This window comes from Bradyrhizobium sp. HKCCYLRH3061 (assembly GCF_051168015.1).
Lineage (GTDB): Bacteria > Pseudomonadota > Alphaproteobacteria > Rhizobiales > Xanthobacteraceae > Bradyrhizobium.
Window position 1 is genome coordinate 347322 of sequence record NZ_JBNPUE010000001.1, and the last position, 15485, is coordinate 362806.

Consider the following 15485-nt stretch of genomic DNA (forward strand, 5'->3'; position numbering starts at 1 on the left):
CGATGCATCAGGGCTTGGGCGCCGGCACCGCGGCCGCCGCGGTCGAGCTACTGGCGGTGGACGGCGTCTCCCCCGCCGGCTTCCCTGAGGGGTTGGCGAAGTAGCGGAAGAACTCCGAATCGGGCCGCAGCAGGAAGCGGGTGTCGCCGGACTTGAGGCCGTTCTCATACGCCGTCATCGAGCGGTAGAAGGCGAAGAAGTCGCGGTCCTTGCTGTAGGCCTCGGCGAACAGCCGGTTGCGTTCGGCATCGCCGGCGCCGCGGGTCTGCTCCGCCTGCGAGTTGGCCTCGGCGACGATCACGGTAGCCTCGCGATCGGCCTTGGACCTGATCTCCTGGGCCTTCTGGCCGCCGAGCGCCCGGAACTCCTCGGCCTCACGCTGCCGCTCGGTCTTCATCCGGTTGTACACCGCCTGGCTGTTGGCCTCCGGCAGGTCGGCGCGGCGGATGCGGACGTCCACCACCTGGATGCCATAGGCGTCGGCCTCCTTGTCGAGCTGATCGCGGATCTTGCGCATCAGCGCCTCGCGCTCGTCGCGCACGACTTGCGTGAAGGTGACCTCGCCGAGCACGCGGCGCAGCGCGGCGTTCAGCAGCGTGCCGAGCTGGACGTTGGCGGTCTGGATCGAGCCGACGCTCTGGTAGAACTGCAGCGCGTTCTTGATCTTGTAGCGCGCGAAGGCGTCGACCACGAGCCGCTTCTGGTCGAACGCGATCACCTCCTGCGAGGGGTTCTCGAGGTCGAGGATGCGCTTGTCGATCGAGATCACGTTGTCGATGAACGGTGCCTTGAAGTTCAGGCCGGGCTCGGTGACGACGTCGACCGGCTTGCCGAACCGCACCACCAGCGCCTGCTCGGTCTGGTTCACGGTGAACAGCGAGCTGTAGCCGATGACGACGAGCACGAGCACGGCGACGAGCGCGACGATGCCTGCAACGGGGGACCTCATCGGACGCCTCCCTGCTGAGCGGCCGGCGCCGGACGGCGCGGCAAGAGATCGCCGAGCGGCAGCAGCGGCACAGGGCCGCCGGTGGCGCCAGAGTCGAGCACGAGCTTCTCCGAGCCACCGAGCACGCGCTCCATGGTCTCGAGATAGATCCGTTCGCGAGTCACGTCGGGCGCCTTCTTGTACTCGTCATAGACCTTGAGGAAGCGCGCGCTCTGGCCCTTGGCCTCGGCGATCGCCTGCTCCTTGTAGCCTTCGGCGACCTGCAGGATCTGCGCGGCACGACCGCGCGCATCCGGCACCACCTTGTTGGCGTAGGTCTGGGCTTCGTTCTGGAGACGCTCGAGGTCGGCACGCGCCGCCTGGACGTCGCGGAACGCCTCGATCACCTGGGCCGGCGGATCGACCTTCTGCATCTGCACCTGGGTGATCTGGATGCCGGAGCCGTAATTGTCGAGCGTCTTCTGCATCAGCTCCTGCACGTTCTGCTCGATCACGGTGCGGGCGCCGGTGAGGATCGGCTGGATGTTGGAGCGGCCGATCACCTCGCGCATCGCGCTCTCGGCCACCGCCTTCACGGTGCCCTCGGGGTTCTGGATGTTGAACAGGAAGTCGGCCGCGCCCTTCGGCTTGATGCGCCAGAGCACGGTGACGTCGACGTCGACGATGTTCTCGTCGCCGGTCAGCATCAGGCTCTCCTCCGGGACATCGCGACCGCTGCGGCCGCGCCGGCCGGGATCATCATTGGCGGTGATGCCGATCGAGATCGAGTTGACGCGCAGCGCCTTGGGCAGCAGCACGGTCTCGATCGGATAAGGCAGGTGATAGCGCAGGCCCGGCTGCTCATCGCGGACATATTTGCCGAAGCGCAGCACGACGCCGAGCTCCTCGGACTGCACGCGGTAGATGCCGGAGGCGAGCCAGATGATGATGGCGCCGAGCACGATCAGGAGCACGCCCGCGGTGCCGAAGCCGCCGCCCGGCACGAACTGCTGCAGCCGGTCCTGGCCGCGCCGCAGAAGATCTTCCAGGTCGGGCGGCCTTGGACCGACCGGTTGCGGTCCCGAGCCCCAGGGCCCCTTCGGACCCTGACCCCACGGGCCTCCGCCCTGATTCTTCCACGCCATCGATCGATCTCCTCCGAGAGGCTGAGTGTACACCAACGCCGGCCCCGACGGTCGCCGGGTTATAAGGGACGGCCCCGCCCCTTACAACGTAGCGCTCCAGCTAAGCCCGAACCGGGTTTTGTCAATGTAAACAGGGCCGGAAGCGCCGGTTTGCCGCGGCCTCAGCTCCGCCACACGGCCAAACTGCGCGACTTCATCATTAACGGATGGTCTTGGACGGGCCGTCGCACAGATCCCGCCGGCGAAACGCTCACCGCCGCCGGCGATAGGTGACGTAGGAGAATTCGGCCTGATCGTCAGGCCCCGAGGCATGGCGCTGCCGCGCCACCTCCTCCCATCGGGCCGGGTCGATCGCCGGAAACACGGTATCGCCAGGCGGGCTCGCATGCACCTCGGTGATCTCCAGCCGGTCGGCGATCGGCATCGTCGCAGCAAAGAGCTCGGTGCCTCCGATGACCGCGATCTCCGCGGCTGAACGCCGCAGCGCATCACCACGCGCGATGACGAGCGCTTCATCGACGGTATGGGTCACGATCGCGCCATCAGCGCGAAACTCGGCATTGCGGGTGACGACGATGTTGGTGCGGCCCGGCAGCGGCCGGCGCGGAAACGAGATGAAGGTCTTGCGGCCCATCACGATCGGGCGCCCCATGGTCATCGCCTTGAAGCGCTGCATGTCGCTCTTCTGCCGCCACGGGATCGCACCGGCGGCGCCGATGATGCCGTTGTCGGCGACTGCGACGATCAGCACGATCTCGATCACGGCGCCCTCTCCGCCAGCTGAGCCAGAGCCTCGCCGGTCACCTTGCACAGCGTCCACTCGTCCATGAGCTCGGCGCCGAGCGATTTGTAGAAAGTGATGGAAGGAGCATTCCAGTCGAGCACCGACCATTGCAGCCGCGCCCAGCCCTTTTCGATGCAGGTGCGCGCGAGATGGCCGAGCAAGGCCTGGCCGATGCCGTTGCGGCGAAACGCCGGCCGCACGAACAGGTCTTCGAGATAGATCCCTGGCTTGCCGGCAAACGTCGAGAAGTTGACGAACCAGACCGCGAAGCCCGCCACCGCGCCGTTCCATTCGGCGAGATCGCAGAACAGCGTCGGATGCTCGCAGAACAGCGCGGCGGCGATGTCAGCCTCGCTCGCGCCGACCTCGTGCGAGAGCTTCTCGTAGTCGGCGAGCTCCCGGATCAGCGCGAATACGCTTCCGATGTCGTCAGGCCCGGCGCTACGGATCGAAACCGGCATGCGTCAGACCGCGACCTCGGCCTTGATATGCGGATGCGGATCGTAGCCGGCGAGCGCGAAGTCCTCGTAGTGGAAGCCGAAGATGTCCTTGACGTCCGGATTGAGCGTCATGGTCGGCAGCGGACGGGGCGCACGGGTGAGCTGCAGGCGGGCCTGCTCGATGTGATTGGAATAGAGATGCACGTCGCCGAAGGAGTGCACGAATTCACCGGGCTTCAAATCCGTCACCTGCGCCACCATCATCGTCAGCAGCGCATAGGATGCGATGTTGAAGGGCACGCCGAGAAAGACGTCGGCCGAGCGCTGGTAGAGCTGGCACGACAATTTGCCGTTCACGACATAGAACTGGAACAGGCAGTGGCACGGCGGCAGCGCCATCTTTTCGACGTCGGCCGGGTTCCAGGCCGTCACGATCAGCCGGCGCGAATCGGGATTGCGCCTGATCATGTCGATCACGCCTCCGATCTGGTCGATATGGCCGCCGTCCGGCGTCGGCCACGAGCGCCACTGATAGCCGTAGACGGGGCCGAGATCGCCATTGCCATCCGCCCACTCGTCCCAGATCGTCACGCCGTGATCGTGCAGATATTTGATGTTGGTGTCGCCCTTGAGGAACCACAAGAGCTCATGCACGATCGCCTTCAGCGGCAGCCGCTTGGTGGTCACCAGCGGAAAGCCGGCCGCAAGGTTGAAGCGCATCTGGTGGCCGAACACCGACAGCGTGCCGGTGCCGGTGCGGTCGTGCTTCTCGGCGCCGTCGGACAGGATGCGTTCGAGCAGGTCGTGATACTGGTGCATGGTGCGCGCTGGCGGCCTTTCGCGGAAGGCGGCGAATGTAACGGCAGGGATCGCCCGGCCCTAGCCTCGACTCGGCCCGGTCGCCAATTATACCCCGAAAAATGTCGGCCGCAGCCGCAATTGACAAGGGCGGGACCGCACGTTCCGCCCTCCTCCCGATCCATGGCCGTTCCGTACCAGCTCGCCGGCTTGAGGACCGCGGACCATTTGACGATCTCGCCCTTGACCAGGGTCCCGAGCGCCTCCGGCGTCCGGTCCGCCGACCCAGATCAGCCTTCGCTTTCCACGAAGACCTCATCGCGCTTGCGGCGCAGCGTCGGCAGCACCGCCAGCACCAGCAGCCCCGCCGCGATCGCGAGCAGCATGGCCGACAGCGGCCGCGTCAGGAACACCGACCAGTCGCCGCGCGAGATCAGCAGCGCCCGGCGCAGGTTCTCCTCCATCAGCGGGCCCAGCACCATGCCGAGCAGCAGCGGCGCCGGCTCGAAATCATGCTTGATCAGCCAGTAGCCGACGAGGCCGAACGCGCCCGCCAGGACCACGTCGACCGGCGCGTTGTTCACCGAATAGATGCCGATCGCGCAGAAGATCACGATTGACGGGAACATCAGCCGGTATGGCACGCGCAAGAGCCGCACCCAGATGCCGACCAGCGGCAGGTTGATGATGATCAGCATGAGATTGCCGATCCACATCGAGGCGATCATGCCCCAGACCAGATCAGGCTGCTTCTGCATCACCTGGGGGCCCGGCACGATGCCGTGGATGGTCATCGCGCCGACCATCAGCGCCATCACCGCATTCGGCGGAATGCCGAGCGTCAGCAGCGGAATGAAGGAGGTCTGCGCCGCCGCGTTGTTGGCGCTCTCCGGCGCCGCGACGCCCTCGATCGCACCGCGACCGAACCGCGACGGATCTCGCGCGAGTTTCTTCTCCAGCGTATAGGCCGCGAACGAGGCGATCACCGCACCTCCGCCCGGCAGGATGCCGAGGATCGAACCGAGCAGCGTGCCGCGCAGGATCGCCGGCGTGGAGTCTTTCAGATCCTTCCTGGTCGGCATCAGGCCGGTGATCTTCTTCTGCACGAGGTCGCGGTCCATCTCCGCGCCGGCATCGAGATTGCGGATGATCTCGGCGAAGCCGAACACGCCCATCGCGACGGTGGCGAAGCCGAGGCCGTCGGCGAGCTCGGGAATGTTGAAGGCCATGCGCGACACACCGGTCTCGATGTCCGAGCCGACCATAGACAGCAGCAGGCCGAGCACGATCATCGCGATCGCCTTCAGCACCGAGCCCTTCGCCAGCACGACCGCGAAGATCAGGCCCAGCACCATCAGCGAGAAATACTCGGCCGGGCCGAACGCCAGCGCGAGCTTGGTCAACGGCGCGCCGAGGATCGCAATCAGCACGGTGGCAACGCAGCCGGCGAAGAACGAGCCGATCGCGGCGATCGCCAGCGCCGGACCGGCACGGCCCTGCTTCGCCATCTGGAAGCCGTCGAGCGCGGTCACCACCGACGTCGCCTCGCCGGGAATGTTGACCAGGATCGACGTGGTCGAGCCGCCATACTGCGCGCCGTAATAGATACCGGCCAGCATGATCAGCGCGCCGACCGGCGGCAGGCCGAAGGTGATCGGCAGCAACATCGCCACCGTGGCGATGGTCCCGATGCCCGGGAGAACCCCGACCAGCGTGCCGACCAGCGCGCCGATCAGGCACATCAGCAGATTGATTGGCGACAACGCGACGACGAAACCGTGGGCGAGATTTGCAAACAGATCCATCACGCCCTCACTGCAAAAGGAAACGCGGCAACAGCGGCATCGGCAACCCCAGCACGTAGGGGAACAGCAGCGCGCAGCCGCCGGTCAGGCAGATGCCGACGATCAGGGCCTCGCGCCAGCGCGTCTCCGGGCTGCCGATCGCCGCGATCAGGAAGCTTGCAAGCCCCGTGATCAAGAGTCCGAGCGGGCGAATGGAGACGGCGAAGGTCAGGATCGCGAGCGAGACGAACAGCGGTCCGCGCCAGTGATAGGTCGCAAGCTGCGCGCCTTCACTCACGACGCCGATCACGGCCACGGCGGCTCCGAGCCCTAGCAGCAGCAGACCGAACATCCGCGGCGCAGTTCCGGCACCGAACGAGAAGCCGCGCATGCCCTGCAGATCGCTGGAGGCCCACAACGCGAACAGCGCGATCGCCATCAGCACGACGCCGCCGAAATAGTCCTGCGCCGCGCGCGGACGGACCATGAATGTGAACACTGCGACCGCGATCAGCGGATAGGTGTAGATGAGAGCCAGCAGAACATCGGAAGACAGCGAGGTCTTGCCGCTTGCGGCATATTGCTGCGCCAGGCTCGGGATCGCCATCGACAAGGCCGACGCATGGGCCGCAATGACCTGCAGCGGACCGCGTCCGGATAGTGGACCGACAAGACCGGCCAAGGCGATCAGCAGCTCGATGATCTGTGGCGCGAAGGCAAGGACCAGAATGATCGATGCGCCGGTCACGCTGCGGGCGGCCGGCATGCCCGCCGTTTCGCCCGACAATTGGCCCGTGGTCTCGGCCATGCCTCGCCCTCCCCGATCGGCCTTGATGGCCGGCACTGTTTTCGTTCGGCGGCCCGGAGCAAACCGGTCGCGCTTCTGTTTTGCTAGCGGCTTTCCCTAGAGAAGGCCAGCGAAACCAAGGCAGCCGCCTGCGGCGAGCAGCCAGAGCGGATTGAGTCGCGTCATAGATGCAACGAGTGCGGCAAGGACCGTCAGCGCGAACGCCCGCCACGTCTGGTCGGAAGCCTGACCGAGAATCCATGCGCTCGCCGCCATCAAGCCGATCGACAACGGCACCAGCGCCGCCTGCAGCATGGCGGGCCAGCGCGCATCCCGCGCATTCGAGAGCCAACGGCTGACGAAATAGGAGAGCACGGCAGTGGGACCGCACATCGCGATCGTCGCGACCGCCGCACCTGCCACGCCTGCGACCGAATAGCCGATCAGGGTGACGATCAGAACGTTGGGCCCGGGCGACAATTGCGACAGTGCGAACAGGTCGGCGAACTGTTTGTCTGTCATCCAGTGCCGGGCCTCGACTGCAACACGTTGCAGTTCGGGAATCGCCGCCACGGCGCCGCCAACCGCAAACAGCGAGATCAACGCAAAGGTCCAGAACAGCTGGAACAACGGATTGTCGTCCCCGCTCATCGTGCCCACCGCGTCTTGGCATAGGTGACGGCAAGGCTGAGCGGCACGGCCACCAGCAGAACCTCCTGAAGCGGCAGGCGCGCCAGCCCGATCGCCACGAACACGCCAGCGACGACGACAACGCCCGCCACGTCGCTCTTCTTGAGGAGCGGCGAGATCATGCGAAACACCACCGACGCCAGCAGGCCAACGGCCACGCAGGACACGCCTGCAAGCGCCCGTCGCCACGTGTCGGCTTGTCCAAAATGACCGTAGATGGCGCCGAGAGAGGTGATCAGCAGCATCGGGGGTCCGAGCAGGCCGGCAAACGCAGCGATTCCGCCCGCGACACCGCGCAATCGCGCGCCGAACACCACGGAGAAATTCACGATGTTCGGTCCGGGCAGGAAATGACAGAGCGCGAAGGTCGCGTTGAACTCCTCCGCCGTCATCCAGCGATGCTCGTCGACGATCGCACGCCGCGCGAACACCAGCACGCCGCCGAAGCCCGACAGCGACATTTTCGCGAATGCGAAGAAGAGCGTGCGGAGGCTGGGCGGGTGTCTGGCGATGTCGGCCGCGGGAGAGGCAACCTGCGCAACTTCGGGAGGCATGCCGCACTGTAGGAGGACGAAAACCAGGCTGCCAAGGTCGAACCAGAGGTTCCCGGCAGCCGCCCACATTTTTGTCGCGCGCCGCGGCGTTTCGGCCCTGTGCATCCGCCGGCCGGCGGCCTATATAGGGGGTGCCGGCTTGCCGGCTATGGAAATAAATCGCCGTCGAAATAAACCATTCGGACCCGGGGGCGGTACCCGGCGCCTCCACCAAAACCCACCGACAGATGGGTTTTGGCGGGGGCGAAATAGGATCGACGAGGGCGTAAAGGGCGAGCTTTTTCCCGGTATTGTTCCGCCGTTATCGGGCTACTGCAATAGTTGCCAACGACAACTTTGCTCCGGTTGCTCAGGCTGCGTAACGCAGTTTGAAAGACCACCTTAAAGTCCTAACGGGTTAAGCTCCGTTAGGCGGGGTTCGGAGGCACCTGGCAACAGAAGCCTCCACTTTCACCTGCCTCCACGTTAACCGGTTTCCTTCCACGGGCTGTGCCGTCCCCAGTTTTTTGGCGCGGCACCCGTTCATTCCGCCGTTGACCGGACTTCCGCCAGCTTCTACCCGTTCCCATATCTGGCGATCGACCGGCATGGCTGCTGACCTCGGCGCCGATGCCGGGTACGATGTGACTGACGCGAGTCGGGAATGCTGCTGCCTGCCGGGCGCGGCGGCTCGACACGTCGGGCGCAGCCCTCACGACACAGGACCGATCATGGCGACGGATCATATTCGATACGATGTGCTGGCGCGCGACGCGTTGCGCGGGGTGCTGCGCCGGGTGCTGACCGACGCTGCCGCCCACGGGCTCCCGGGCGAGCACCATTTCTTCATCACGTTCATCTCCAAGGCCGAGGGCGTCAAGCTGTCGCCGCGGCTGCTCGCGCAATATCCGGAGGAGATGACGATCATCCTGCAACACCAGTTCTGGGATCTGGTGGTTTCGGAGGACCGGTTCGAGGTCGGCCTGTCGTTCGGCGGCATCCCTGAGCGCCTCGTGGTGCCGTTCCACGCGATCAAGAGCTTCTTCGATCCGTCCGTGCAATTCGGACTGCAGTTCGAGCCGTCGGAGGCGATTGCCGAGACGCCGGCCGCGCCGAAGCTGCCGGCCGCACCGACGCCATCGGCCATCGCCGGGCCGCTGCCTGCGACGCCGGCCGAGACCAGCGACGACAAGCCGCTCCCGCCGACCTCGCCGGGGGAAGGCGCAGAGGTCGTGCGCCTGGACCGTTTCCGCAAGAAATAGGCCCATTCGCCGCGCGCGGAACGGCGGTTGGACCACTAGATTGAAGCATGCTTGAACCGGTCGACGCCGGTTCACCATCAATCATGGGCATGCTTCATGGCACATTCAGCTGATTCATCATCGCACGGATCGACGCGCACGGAGACCGACAGCTTCGGCCCGATCGAGGTCGCCGCCGACCGCTATTGGGGCGCGCAGACCGAGCGCAGCCGGCAGAATTTCCGCATCGGCCACGACCGCATGCCGATCGGCATCGTGCGCGCGCTCGCGCTGGTGAAGTTGGCCGCGGCCCAGGCCAACCGCGAGCTCGGCCTGCTCGAGCCACGCATGGCGGACGCCATCGTCCAGGCGGCGCAGGAGGTCATCGACGGCAAGCTCGACGACCATTTCCCGCTGGTCGTTTGGCAGACCGGCTCGGGCACCCAGAGCAACATGAACCTCAACGAGGTGATCGCCAATCGCGCCAGCGAGCTGCTGGGGGGCGAGCGCGGCACCAAGAAGCCCGTTCATCCGAACGACCACGTCAACATGAGCCAGTCGTCCAACGACTCGTTCCCCACCGCGATGCACATCGCCGCGGCGCGCGCGATCGCGGGCCATCTGGTGCCGGCGCTGTCGGAGCTGCTGGCGGCGCTGCGTGCCAAGCAGGACGCGTTCGCGGACATCGTCAAGATCGGCCGCACCCACACCCAGGACGCCACGCCGCTCACGCTCGGCCAGGAGTTCTCCGGCTACGCCACGCAGGTCGAGAACGCGATCGCACGAATCGAGATCGCGGCGCGGGATCTCCTGCCGCTGGCGCAGGGCGGCACCGCCGTGGGCACTGGCCTGAACGCGGATCCGAAGTTCGCGAAGCTGTTCGCCAAGCATGTTGCCGACGCCACCGGCCTGCCCTTCACCAGTGCCGCCAACAAATTCGAGGCGCTTGCGTCCAACGACGCCTATGTTTACGCCCATGGCGCGCTCAATGCGGCGGCCACCGGCCTGTTCAAGATCGCCAACGACATCCGCTTCCTCGGATCAGGCCCCCGCTCCGGATTGGGAGAACTGATCCTGCCGGAGAACGAGCCGGGCTCCTCGATCATGCCGGGCAAGGTGAACCCGACGCAATGCGAAGCGCTCACGATGGTGTGCTGCCAGGTGTTCGGCAATCACACGGCGATCACCATGGCCGGCAGCCAGGGTCATTTCGAACTGAACGTCTACAAACCATTGCTCTCACATTGCATGATGCAGTCCATACAATTACTAGGTGATTCAGCACGTTCATTCAGCGAACATTGCGTGACCGGAATCCAGGCCGACACTGCTCGCATTCGCGAGCTGATGGAGCGCTCGCTGATGCTGGTGACGGCGCTTGCGCCGAAGATCGGCTACGACAACGCCGCCAAAGTCGCGAAATCAGCGCATCAGCGCGGCACCACGCTGAAACAGGAAGCTTTGCGGCTCGGTCTCGTCTCCGAAGAGGAATTCGACCGCCTCGTTCAACCCGAGAGGATGACGAGGCCGGGGCGAGCGTAGCGGTAGTCCCGTAGTACTACGGGGGGTGATGCAATTCTCGCTGTTAACCCCTAAAGGATACTCTCGACTACAAGTTCTGCTGCGTTTGGTGAGTAAACAAATCCAGCTCGCAACGACGCGAATGGCCATCGAACTATCAGGGAGCGATGACGTGATTGTCTGGAGAACGCCTGAGCTCATCCGCGCAATGCGCATGCTCTCGTCGTGATGTTCGATGCCTTAGATGATTGGAGCAAGCATGGGTGACATCATCAACTTGAAGCGTTTCAGAAAGCGCGTGGAGCGCGATCAGGCAGCAAAGGTCGCCGAAGGCAACCGCGCTCGCTTCGGCAGGACGAAGTCCGAACGCGCAACTGACGCCCAACGCGACAAGCGCGCGAACGAATTACTCGATCAACATCGTATCAATGGCGAGGACGCGTGATGAAGTCGCCCGTCGTAAAACGTTCTATCGTGGTCGCAGGTCACAAGACCAGCGTAAGCCTCGAAGAGGCCTTCTGGAACGGCATGAAGGAGATTTCGGGTCTCCGTAACATGACCCTGTCCGAACTGGTCGGGGAGATCGACAACAATCGCCAGCAGGGCAACCTGTCGTCGGCGATCCGGCTGTTCGTGCTCGACCACTTCAAGAGCCGCGCCGCAGCGTCTTCAGGCATCGAGCCGAAGGCGGCGGTGGACACCCGGCACACGGCCGCCGCTGCCGCTCCTTGAGGCAGATCAGACGGCGGCCCGCCCGGTCTGTTTAAAATCGCTCTAAGATGCCGCGGCATTTAACATGCCGCGCTTGACCTCTTGGCACGCGATTGAAAATACAGGCTATGAGCGAAATCTGCGATACACGGCCGCCTCAGCCGCTCGGTCTGGCCCGAAGGGGCTATACCGGAACGATCCAGCATCTGGCCGCTGGCGGCGCGGCGTCGTCGTTGCCGGACGTTGAGCTGGAGAGCCGGCTGATCGAACTGGGCTTCGTCGAGGGCGCCCGGGTCGAAATCCTGCATGAGGGGATCGTCGGGCGAGACCCGATCGCCGTCCGTGTCGACAACATCACCGTCGCGGTCCGCCGGCGCGAGGCCATGGCCGTCATCGTGGCATAGGCCGCGCGGAAAGCGTCGTCATGGAAAGCCCTCTGCTGCATCTGGCCCTGGTGGGTACGCCCAACAGCGGCAAGACCTCGCTGTTCAACGCGCTGACGGGAAGCCGCCAGAAGGTCGCGAATTATCCCGGGGTCACGGTCGAGCGCAAAGAGGGCGGCTTCGTCACCCCGCAGGGCCGTCAGGTCTCGCTGGTCGACCTGCCGGGCACCTATTCCTTGCGCGGCCGCAGCCCCGACGAGGAAATCACCCGGGATTTCGTGCTGGGACGCGCCACCGGCGAGGTCCTGCCCGACCTGGTGTTGTGCGTTGCCGATTCCACCAACCTCAGGTTGACGGTCCGGCTGCTGCTCGAGCTCAAGAGCACCGGCCGGCCGCTGGCGCTCGTGCTCAACATGTTCGACATCGCCAAGCGGCGTGGCGTGACGGTCGACGTTCCCGCACTGTCGCAGGCGCTGGGCGTGCCGGTGGTGACGTCGATCGCCGTGCGCAAGGGCGGCACCGACGACCTGCTGCGGCTGACCGACGAGCTCCTGGCCCAGGCGGCCGAGGCCACCGGAGAGCGCGCCAACACCTGGCGTCCGCTCACGGTTCCGGAGCTGCGCGCCACCCAGCGCGAGGCCGACCGTATCATCGCGGAGACGGTCAGCCTGCCCGAGCGGCCGGACACCTGGACCGCCCGGATCGATTCGGTCGCGCTGCATCCGGTCGGCGGGCTGCTCATCCTGCTGGCGATCCTGTTCGTGATGTTCCAGGCGGTGTTCGCCTGGGCGCAGCCGCTGATGCAGGTGCTGTCGGCGGCCTTCGATGCGCTCGGCCAGCTCGTTCACGACGAGCTTCCCGAGGGCCTGCTGCAGAGCTTCCTGCAGAACGGCGTGATCTCCGGCGTCGGCAGCGTCATCGTCTTCCTGCCGCAGATCATGATCATCTTCCTGTTCATCCTGCTCCTGGAAGATTTCGGCTACATGGCGCGCGCGGCGTTCCTGATGGACCGCATCATGGGCGGCGCCGGCTTGCATGGCCGCGCATTCATCCCGCTGCTCTCGAGCTTTGCCTGCGCCATTCCCGGCATCATGGCAACGCGCGTGATCGACAACCGCCGCGATCGGCTCACCACCATCCTGATCGCGCCGCTGATGACCTGCTCGGCGCGGATTCCGGTCTATACGCTGATCATCTCGGCCTTCATCCCGCCGACCAAGGTCTGGGGCCTGGTCAACCTGCAGGGACTGGTGATGTTCGGGCTCTACGCCGCCGGGATCATCAGCGCGCTGCTGGTGTCGTTCCTGGTGAAGTTCTTCCTGATGCGCGACTACCAGCCGGCACCGTTCATGCTGGAGCTGCCGGACTACAAGATGCCGCGGTTGCGCAGCATCGCGATCGGCGTCTACACCCGCGCCAAGATGTTCCTGCAGCGCGCCGGCACCACGATCTTCGCGATGATGGTGCTGATCTGGTTCCTGGCCTCGTTCCCGCAGCCGCCGGAGGGCGCCACCGAGCCTGCGATCAATTACAGCCTCGCGGCGATGATCGGCCAGGCGATCGCTCCCCTGCTCACGCCGGTCGGCTTCAACTGGCAGATCGCGGTCGCGCTGGTGCCCGGCATGGCCGCCCGCGAGGTCGCGGTCGCCGCGCTCGGCACCGTCTATGCGATCGAGGGCGGCAAGGAGGCGGCCGAGCAGATCGGCCAGGTGCTGGCGAGCAAATGGAGCCTCGCCACGGCGCTGGCGCTGCTCGCCTGGTACATCTTCGCCCCGCAATGCGCCTCGACGCTCGCCGTCATCCGCCGCGAAACCGGCAGCTGGCGCTGGATGGCCGTGACCTTCTTCTACATGTTCGCGCTCGCCTATGCGGCGGCGTTCGCGACCTACCACATCGCGGTCGCGATGGGCGCGGGCTGAGCCCGCGCCGCGGCAACGTCATCGCACAGCGTCGACATGCAGCGCGAAGCCGCGCGCGTCGGCATGCCCGAGTTCGGGACGCAGCTGCATCGACGGGATCAGGTAATCGCCGTGGTTCTGCCGCCGGTACGGGATCGGCTGATCCGTGAACAGCGTCCGCATCCGCGCGCGGAGCCGCGCGGCGATGTCCGCGAAGCCCGCCTCGTCGAGCCGGTTCACCCGGTGCGCCACGAAGGCCGGCAGTACGTCGAAGCCGGGATAGAACAGGATGCCGTGGTTGATGGGAAACAGGAGATCGTCGATCGGCCCGTTGATGCCGCGCTCCGAATAGTGCTCCTGCCAGCCGCCGGTGGTCACCACGAGCATCGCGCGCTTGCCGGCGAACACGCCCTCGCCATAGCGGTTGCCCCAGCGCTTGTCGCTGTGCTCGCCGACGCCGTAGGTGAAGCCGTAGGAATAGACCCGGTCGACCCAGCCCTTGAGGATCGCCGGCATCGTGAACCACCACAGCGGAAACTGCAGGATCACCGCGTCGGCCCATAGGAGCTTCTCCTGCTCCGCCCTGACGTCGTCGGTGAGCGAGTGCGTCTTGAACGCCTCGCCGGAGGCCGTGGCGACGTTGAGGCGCACATCGGGCGGCAGTTGCGGAAAGTCGGCGCGGTCGGCGGCCGCCTTCCAGCCCATCGCATAGAGATCCGAGACCCTGACCTGATGACCTTGCGACCGAAGCTCGGCGACAGCGGCGTCGCGCAGGGCGCCGTTCAGCGAGCGGGGTTCGGGGTGGGCGAAGACGAGCAGCACATTCATGGCTTGATCCCTTGGCTGGAACAATCCAGGAGATAGACCCGGCCTCGTTCATCCACTATATGGCTGCTATCGATAACATTATGCCGAATTATGGATAAGTTGGACGTCAGCATCGTCAACATGCGCAGCTTCGTTCGCGTCGCCGAACGGGGCAACCTGTCGGCCGTCGCGCGTGAGCTTGGGCTGGGTCAGTCCACCATCTCGCGTCATCTCCAGGAGCTTGAAGACGCGATCGGCGTTCCCCTGCTGAGCCGCACCACCCGGCGCGTCACCCTGACCACCGAGGGCAGCCTCTATTATGCCAACTGCGTCCAGATCCTGCGCCTGATCGAGCAGGCCGGCGACGAGGCGCGCGGCACGCGTGGAGCCGCCAGCGGCACGATCCGCATCTCCTGCACGGCCGCGTTCGGCATCCTGCACATCACCCGGCTGGTGTTCGCGTTCCAGGACCGCTATCCGGACATCGCGATCGATCTCAATCTGACCGACGAGCGCATCGATCTGGTGCGCGAGGGCGTCGACATCGCGCTCCGTCTCGCGCCGCTCACTGACAGCTCGATGAAGCTGCGCGCACTCGGCCATTCGCACCGGCTGCTGGTGGCGGCGCCGGGCTATCTGGCAGGACGCGGCACGCCGCGCGTACCGCAGGATCTGCTCGGCCATGACGGCATCCGCATGCCCAATGTCGCCGGCAGCGACGTGCTGGCGCTGATGTCCGGCGACGGCCAGCGCCACGAGGTGCCTTTCAGCGGCCGCTTCCGAACCAATCACGGCCTCGCGGTGCGCGAAGCCGTGCTGGCCGGGCGCGGCATCGCCGCAGCCCATGCCTGGCTGGTCGACGATCTCATCACCGAGGGCAGGCTGACGGTGCTCCTGCCCGACTACAGGCTGCCGTCGGTTCCGCTCAGCATGCTGATCGTCCCGGAGCGCGCCGGCATCGCGCGCGTCCGGCTGGTGATCGAAGACCTGGCGGCGGCAATCGTCAGTCTGCCTGGGATCCGGCCGGAGCCCTGA

At 65.7% G+C, this 15485-nt stretch carries 17 protein-coding genes and 1 other RNA gene; 8 read left to right on the plus strand and 10 right to left on the minus strand.

Annotated features, from left to right (window positions below):
- Nucleotides 1-7: 7 nt before the first annotated feature.
- The 9 genes from hflC to ACQR2C_RS01775 all read right to left on the minus strand — a co-directional run bounded on the left by hflC (nt 8) and on the right by ACQR2C_RS01775 (nt 7910).
- Complete coding sequence (hflC, locus tag ACQR2C_RS01735; protein WP_316183602.1) at nt 8-949, minus strand: protease modulator HflC; 942 nt, start codon at nt 947-949, stop codon at nt 8-10.
- Nucleotides 946-2073, minus strand: a complete 1128-nt coding sequence (hflK, locus tag ACQR2C_RS01740; protein WP_315805554.1) for an FtsH protease activity modulator HflK — start codon at nt 2071-2073, stop codon at nt 946-948. The genes hflC and hflK overlap by 4 nt, the downstream gene beginning before the upstream one ends.
- Before the next feature lie 250 nt (nt 2074-2323).
- Nucleotides 2324-2836 carry a dihydrofolate reductase gene (locus ACQR2C_RS01745; RefSeq protein WP_315805553.1) on the minus strand — a complete coding sequence of 171 codons (513 nt, stop codon included), beginning with the start codon at nt 2834-2836 and terminating at the stop codon, nt 2324-2326.
- Nucleotides 2833-3318, minus strand: coding sequence for a GNAT family N-acetyltransferase (locus tag ACQR2C_RS01750; RefSeq protein ID WP_315805552.1), 486 nt, complete (start codon nt 3316-3318; stop codon nt 2833-2835). The genes ACQR2C_RS01745 and ACQR2C_RS01750 overlap by 4 nt, the downstream gene beginning before the upstream one ends.
- Nucleotides 3319-3321: 3 nt before the next feature.
- Entirely contained in the window at nt 3322-4116 is a 795-nt protein-coding gene (locus tag ACQR2C_RS01755) for a thymidylate synthase (RefSeq protein ID WP_316183603.1), read from the minus strand.
- 269 nt (nt 4117-4385) lie between these two features.
- Nucleotides 4386-5900 (minus strand): tripartite tricarboxylate transporter permease, encoded by a 1515-nt coding sequence (locus tag ACQR2C_RS01760; RefSeq protein ID WP_434874757.1) that lies wholly within the window; start codon nt 5898-5900, stop codon nt 4386-4388.
- 7 nt (nt 5901-5907) lie between these two features.
- Nucleotides 5908-6687, minus strand: coding sequence for a tripartite tricarboxylate transporter TctB family protein (locus ACQR2C_RS01765; protein ID WP_434880290.1), 780 nt, complete (start codon nt 6685-6687; stop codon nt 5908-5910).
- A 96-nt stretch (nt 6688-6783) separates the two neighbouring features.
- Nucleotides 6784-7317 (minus strand): chromate transporter, encoded by a 534-nt coding sequence (locus ACQR2C_RS01770; RefSeq protein WP_315805596.1) that lies wholly within the window; start codon nt 7315-7317, stop codon nt 6784-6786.
- Nucleotides 7314-7910, minus strand: a complete 597-nt coding sequence (locus tag ACQR2C_RS01775; RefSeq protein WP_315805595.1) for a chromate transporter — start codon at nt 7908-7910, stop codon at nt 7314-7316. Before ACQR2C_RS01775 ends, ACQR2C_RS01770 begins: the two co-directional genes overlap by 4 nt.
- A gap of 94 nt (nt 7911-8004) precedes the next feature.
- Between ACQR2C_RS01775 and ssrA the strand changes: the two genes are divergently transcribed.
- From ssrA to feoB, 7 genes are all read left to right on the plus strand, one after another.
- Nucleotides 8005-8359, plus strand: a transfer-messenger RNA (tmRNA) gene (ssrA, locus tag ACQR2C_RS01780).
- A 261-nt stretch (nt 8360-8620) separates the two neighbouring features.
- Nucleotides 8621-9151: an SspB family protein gene (locus ACQR2C_RS01785; RefSeq protein WP_315805548.1), complete on the plus strand. Its 531-nt coding sequence runs from the start codon at nt 8621-8623 to the stop codon at nt 9149-9151.
- Between the two features lie 96 nt (nt 9152-9247).
- Nucleotides 9248-10672 carry a class II fumarate hydratase gene (fumC, locus tag ACQR2C_RS01790; protein WP_315805547.1) on the plus strand — a complete coding sequence of 475 codons (1425 nt, stop codon included), beginning with the start codon at nt 9248-9250 and terminating at the stop codon, nt 10670-10672.
- A gap of 238 nt (nt 10673-10910) precedes the next feature.
- A complete protein-coding gene (locus tag ACQR2C_RS01795) occupies nt 10911-11096 on the plus strand; it encodes a DUF4169 family protein (RefSeq protein WP_315805546.1) in 186 nt (61 codons plus the stop codon).
- Nucleotides 11096-11383, plus strand: coding sequence for a ribbon-helix-helix domain-containing protein (locus tag ACQR2C_RS01800; RefSeq protein ID WP_434845805.1), 288 nt, complete (start codon nt 11096-11098; stop codon nt 11381-11383). Before ACQR2C_RS01795 ends, ACQR2C_RS01800 begins: the two co-directional genes overlap by 1 nt.
- A gap of 107 nt (nt 11384-11490) precedes the next feature.
- Nucleotides 11491-11766 (plus strand): FeoA family protein, encoded by a 276-nt coding sequence (locus ACQR2C_RS01805; protein WP_315805544.1) that lies wholly within the window; start codon nt 11491-11493, stop codon nt 11764-11766.
- A gap of 20 nt (nt 11767-11786) precedes the next feature.
- Nucleotides 11787-13664 carry a ferrous iron transport protein B gene (feoB, locus tag ACQR2C_RS01810; protein ID WP_434880291.1) on the plus strand — a complete coding sequence of 626 codons (1878 nt, stop codon included), beginning with the start codon at nt 11787-11789 and terminating at the stop codon, nt 13662-13664.
- A gap of 18 nt (nt 13665-13682) precedes the next feature.
- Here the strand turns inward: feoB and ACQR2C_RS01815 are convergent, their stop codons facing one another.
- The gene (locus tag ACQR2C_RS01815; protein ID WP_316239615.1) at nt 13683-14471 is read right to left on the minus strand and encodes an NAD(P)H-dependent oxidoreductase; all 789 of its coding nucleotides are present in this window, start codon (nt 14469-14471) and stop codon (nt 13683-13685) included.
- 90 nt (nt 14472-14561) lie between these two features.
- Between ACQR2C_RS01815 and ACQR2C_RS01820 the strand changes: the two genes are divergently transcribed.
- The gene (locus ACQR2C_RS01820; protein ID WP_434880292.1) at nt 14562-15485 is read left to right on the plus strand and encodes a LysR family transcriptional regulator; all 924 of its coding nucleotides are present in this window, start codon (nt 14562-14564) and stop codon (nt 15483-15485) included.

Coding starts and splice junctions, on each gene's coding strand:
- hflK (WP_315805554.1), bottom strand. CDS start 2,073: ATGGCGTGGAAGAATCAGGGCGGAGGCCCGTGGGGTCAGGGTCCGAAG.
- ACQR2C_RS01805 (WP_315805544.1), top strand. CDS start 11,491: ATGAGCGAAATCTGCGATACACGGCCGCCTCAGCCGCTCGGTCTGGCC.
- ACQR2C_RS01760 (WP_434874757.1), bottom strand. CDS start 5,900: ATGGATCTGTTTGCAAATCTCGCCCACGGTTTCGTCGTCGCGTTGTCG.
- ACQR2C_RS01750 (WP_315805552.1), bottom strand. CDS start 3,318: ATGCCGGTTTCGATCCGTAGCGCCGGGCCTGACGACATCGGAAGCGTA.
- fumC (WP_315805547.1), top strand. CDS start 9,248: ATGGCACATTCAGCTGATTCATCATCGCACGGATCGACGCGCACGGAG.
- ACQR2C_RS01820 (WP_434880292.1), top strand. CDS start 14,562: ATGGATAAGTTGGACGTCAGCATCGTCAACATGCGCAGCTTCGTTCGC.
- ACQR2C_RS01765 (WP_434880290.1), bottom strand. CDS start 6,687: ATGGCCGAGACCACGGGCCAATTGTCGGGCGAAACGGCGGGCATGCCG.
- ACQR2C_RS01800 (WP_434845805.1), top strand. CDS start 11,096: ATGAAGTCGCCCGTCGTAAAACGTTCTATCGTGGTCGCAGGTCACAAG.
- ACQR2C_RS01785 (WP_315805548.1), top strand. CDS start 8,621: ATGGCGACGGATCATATTCGATACGATGTGCTGGCGCGCGACGCGTTG.
- hflC (WP_316183602.1), bottom strand. CDS start 949: ATGAGGTCCCCCGTTGCAGGCATCGTCGCGCTCGTCGCCGTGCTCGTG.
- ACQR2C_RS01770 (WP_315805596.1), bottom strand. CDS start 7,317: ATGAGCGGGGACGACAATCCGTTGTTCCAGCTGTTCTGGACCTTTGCG.
- feoB (WP_434880291.1), top strand. CDS start 11,787: ATGGAAAGCCCTCTGCTGCATCTGGCCCTGGTGGGTACGCCCAACAGC.
- ACQR2C_RS01795 (WP_315805546.1), top strand. CDS start 10,911: ATGGGTGACATCATCAACTTGAAGCGTTTCAGAAAGCGCGTGGAGCGC.
- ACQR2C_RS01815 (WP_316239615.1), bottom strand. CDS start 14,471: ATGAATGTGCTGCTCGTCTTCGCCCACCCCGAACCCCGCTCGCTGAAC.
- ACQR2C_RS01755 (WP_316183603.1), bottom strand. CDS start 4,116: ATGCACCAGTATCACGACCTGCTCGAACGCATCCTGTCCGACGGCGCC.
- ACQR2C_RS01775 (WP_315805595.1), bottom strand. CDS start 7,910: ATGCCTCCCGAAGTTGCGCAGGTTGCCTCTCCCGCGGCCGACATCGCC.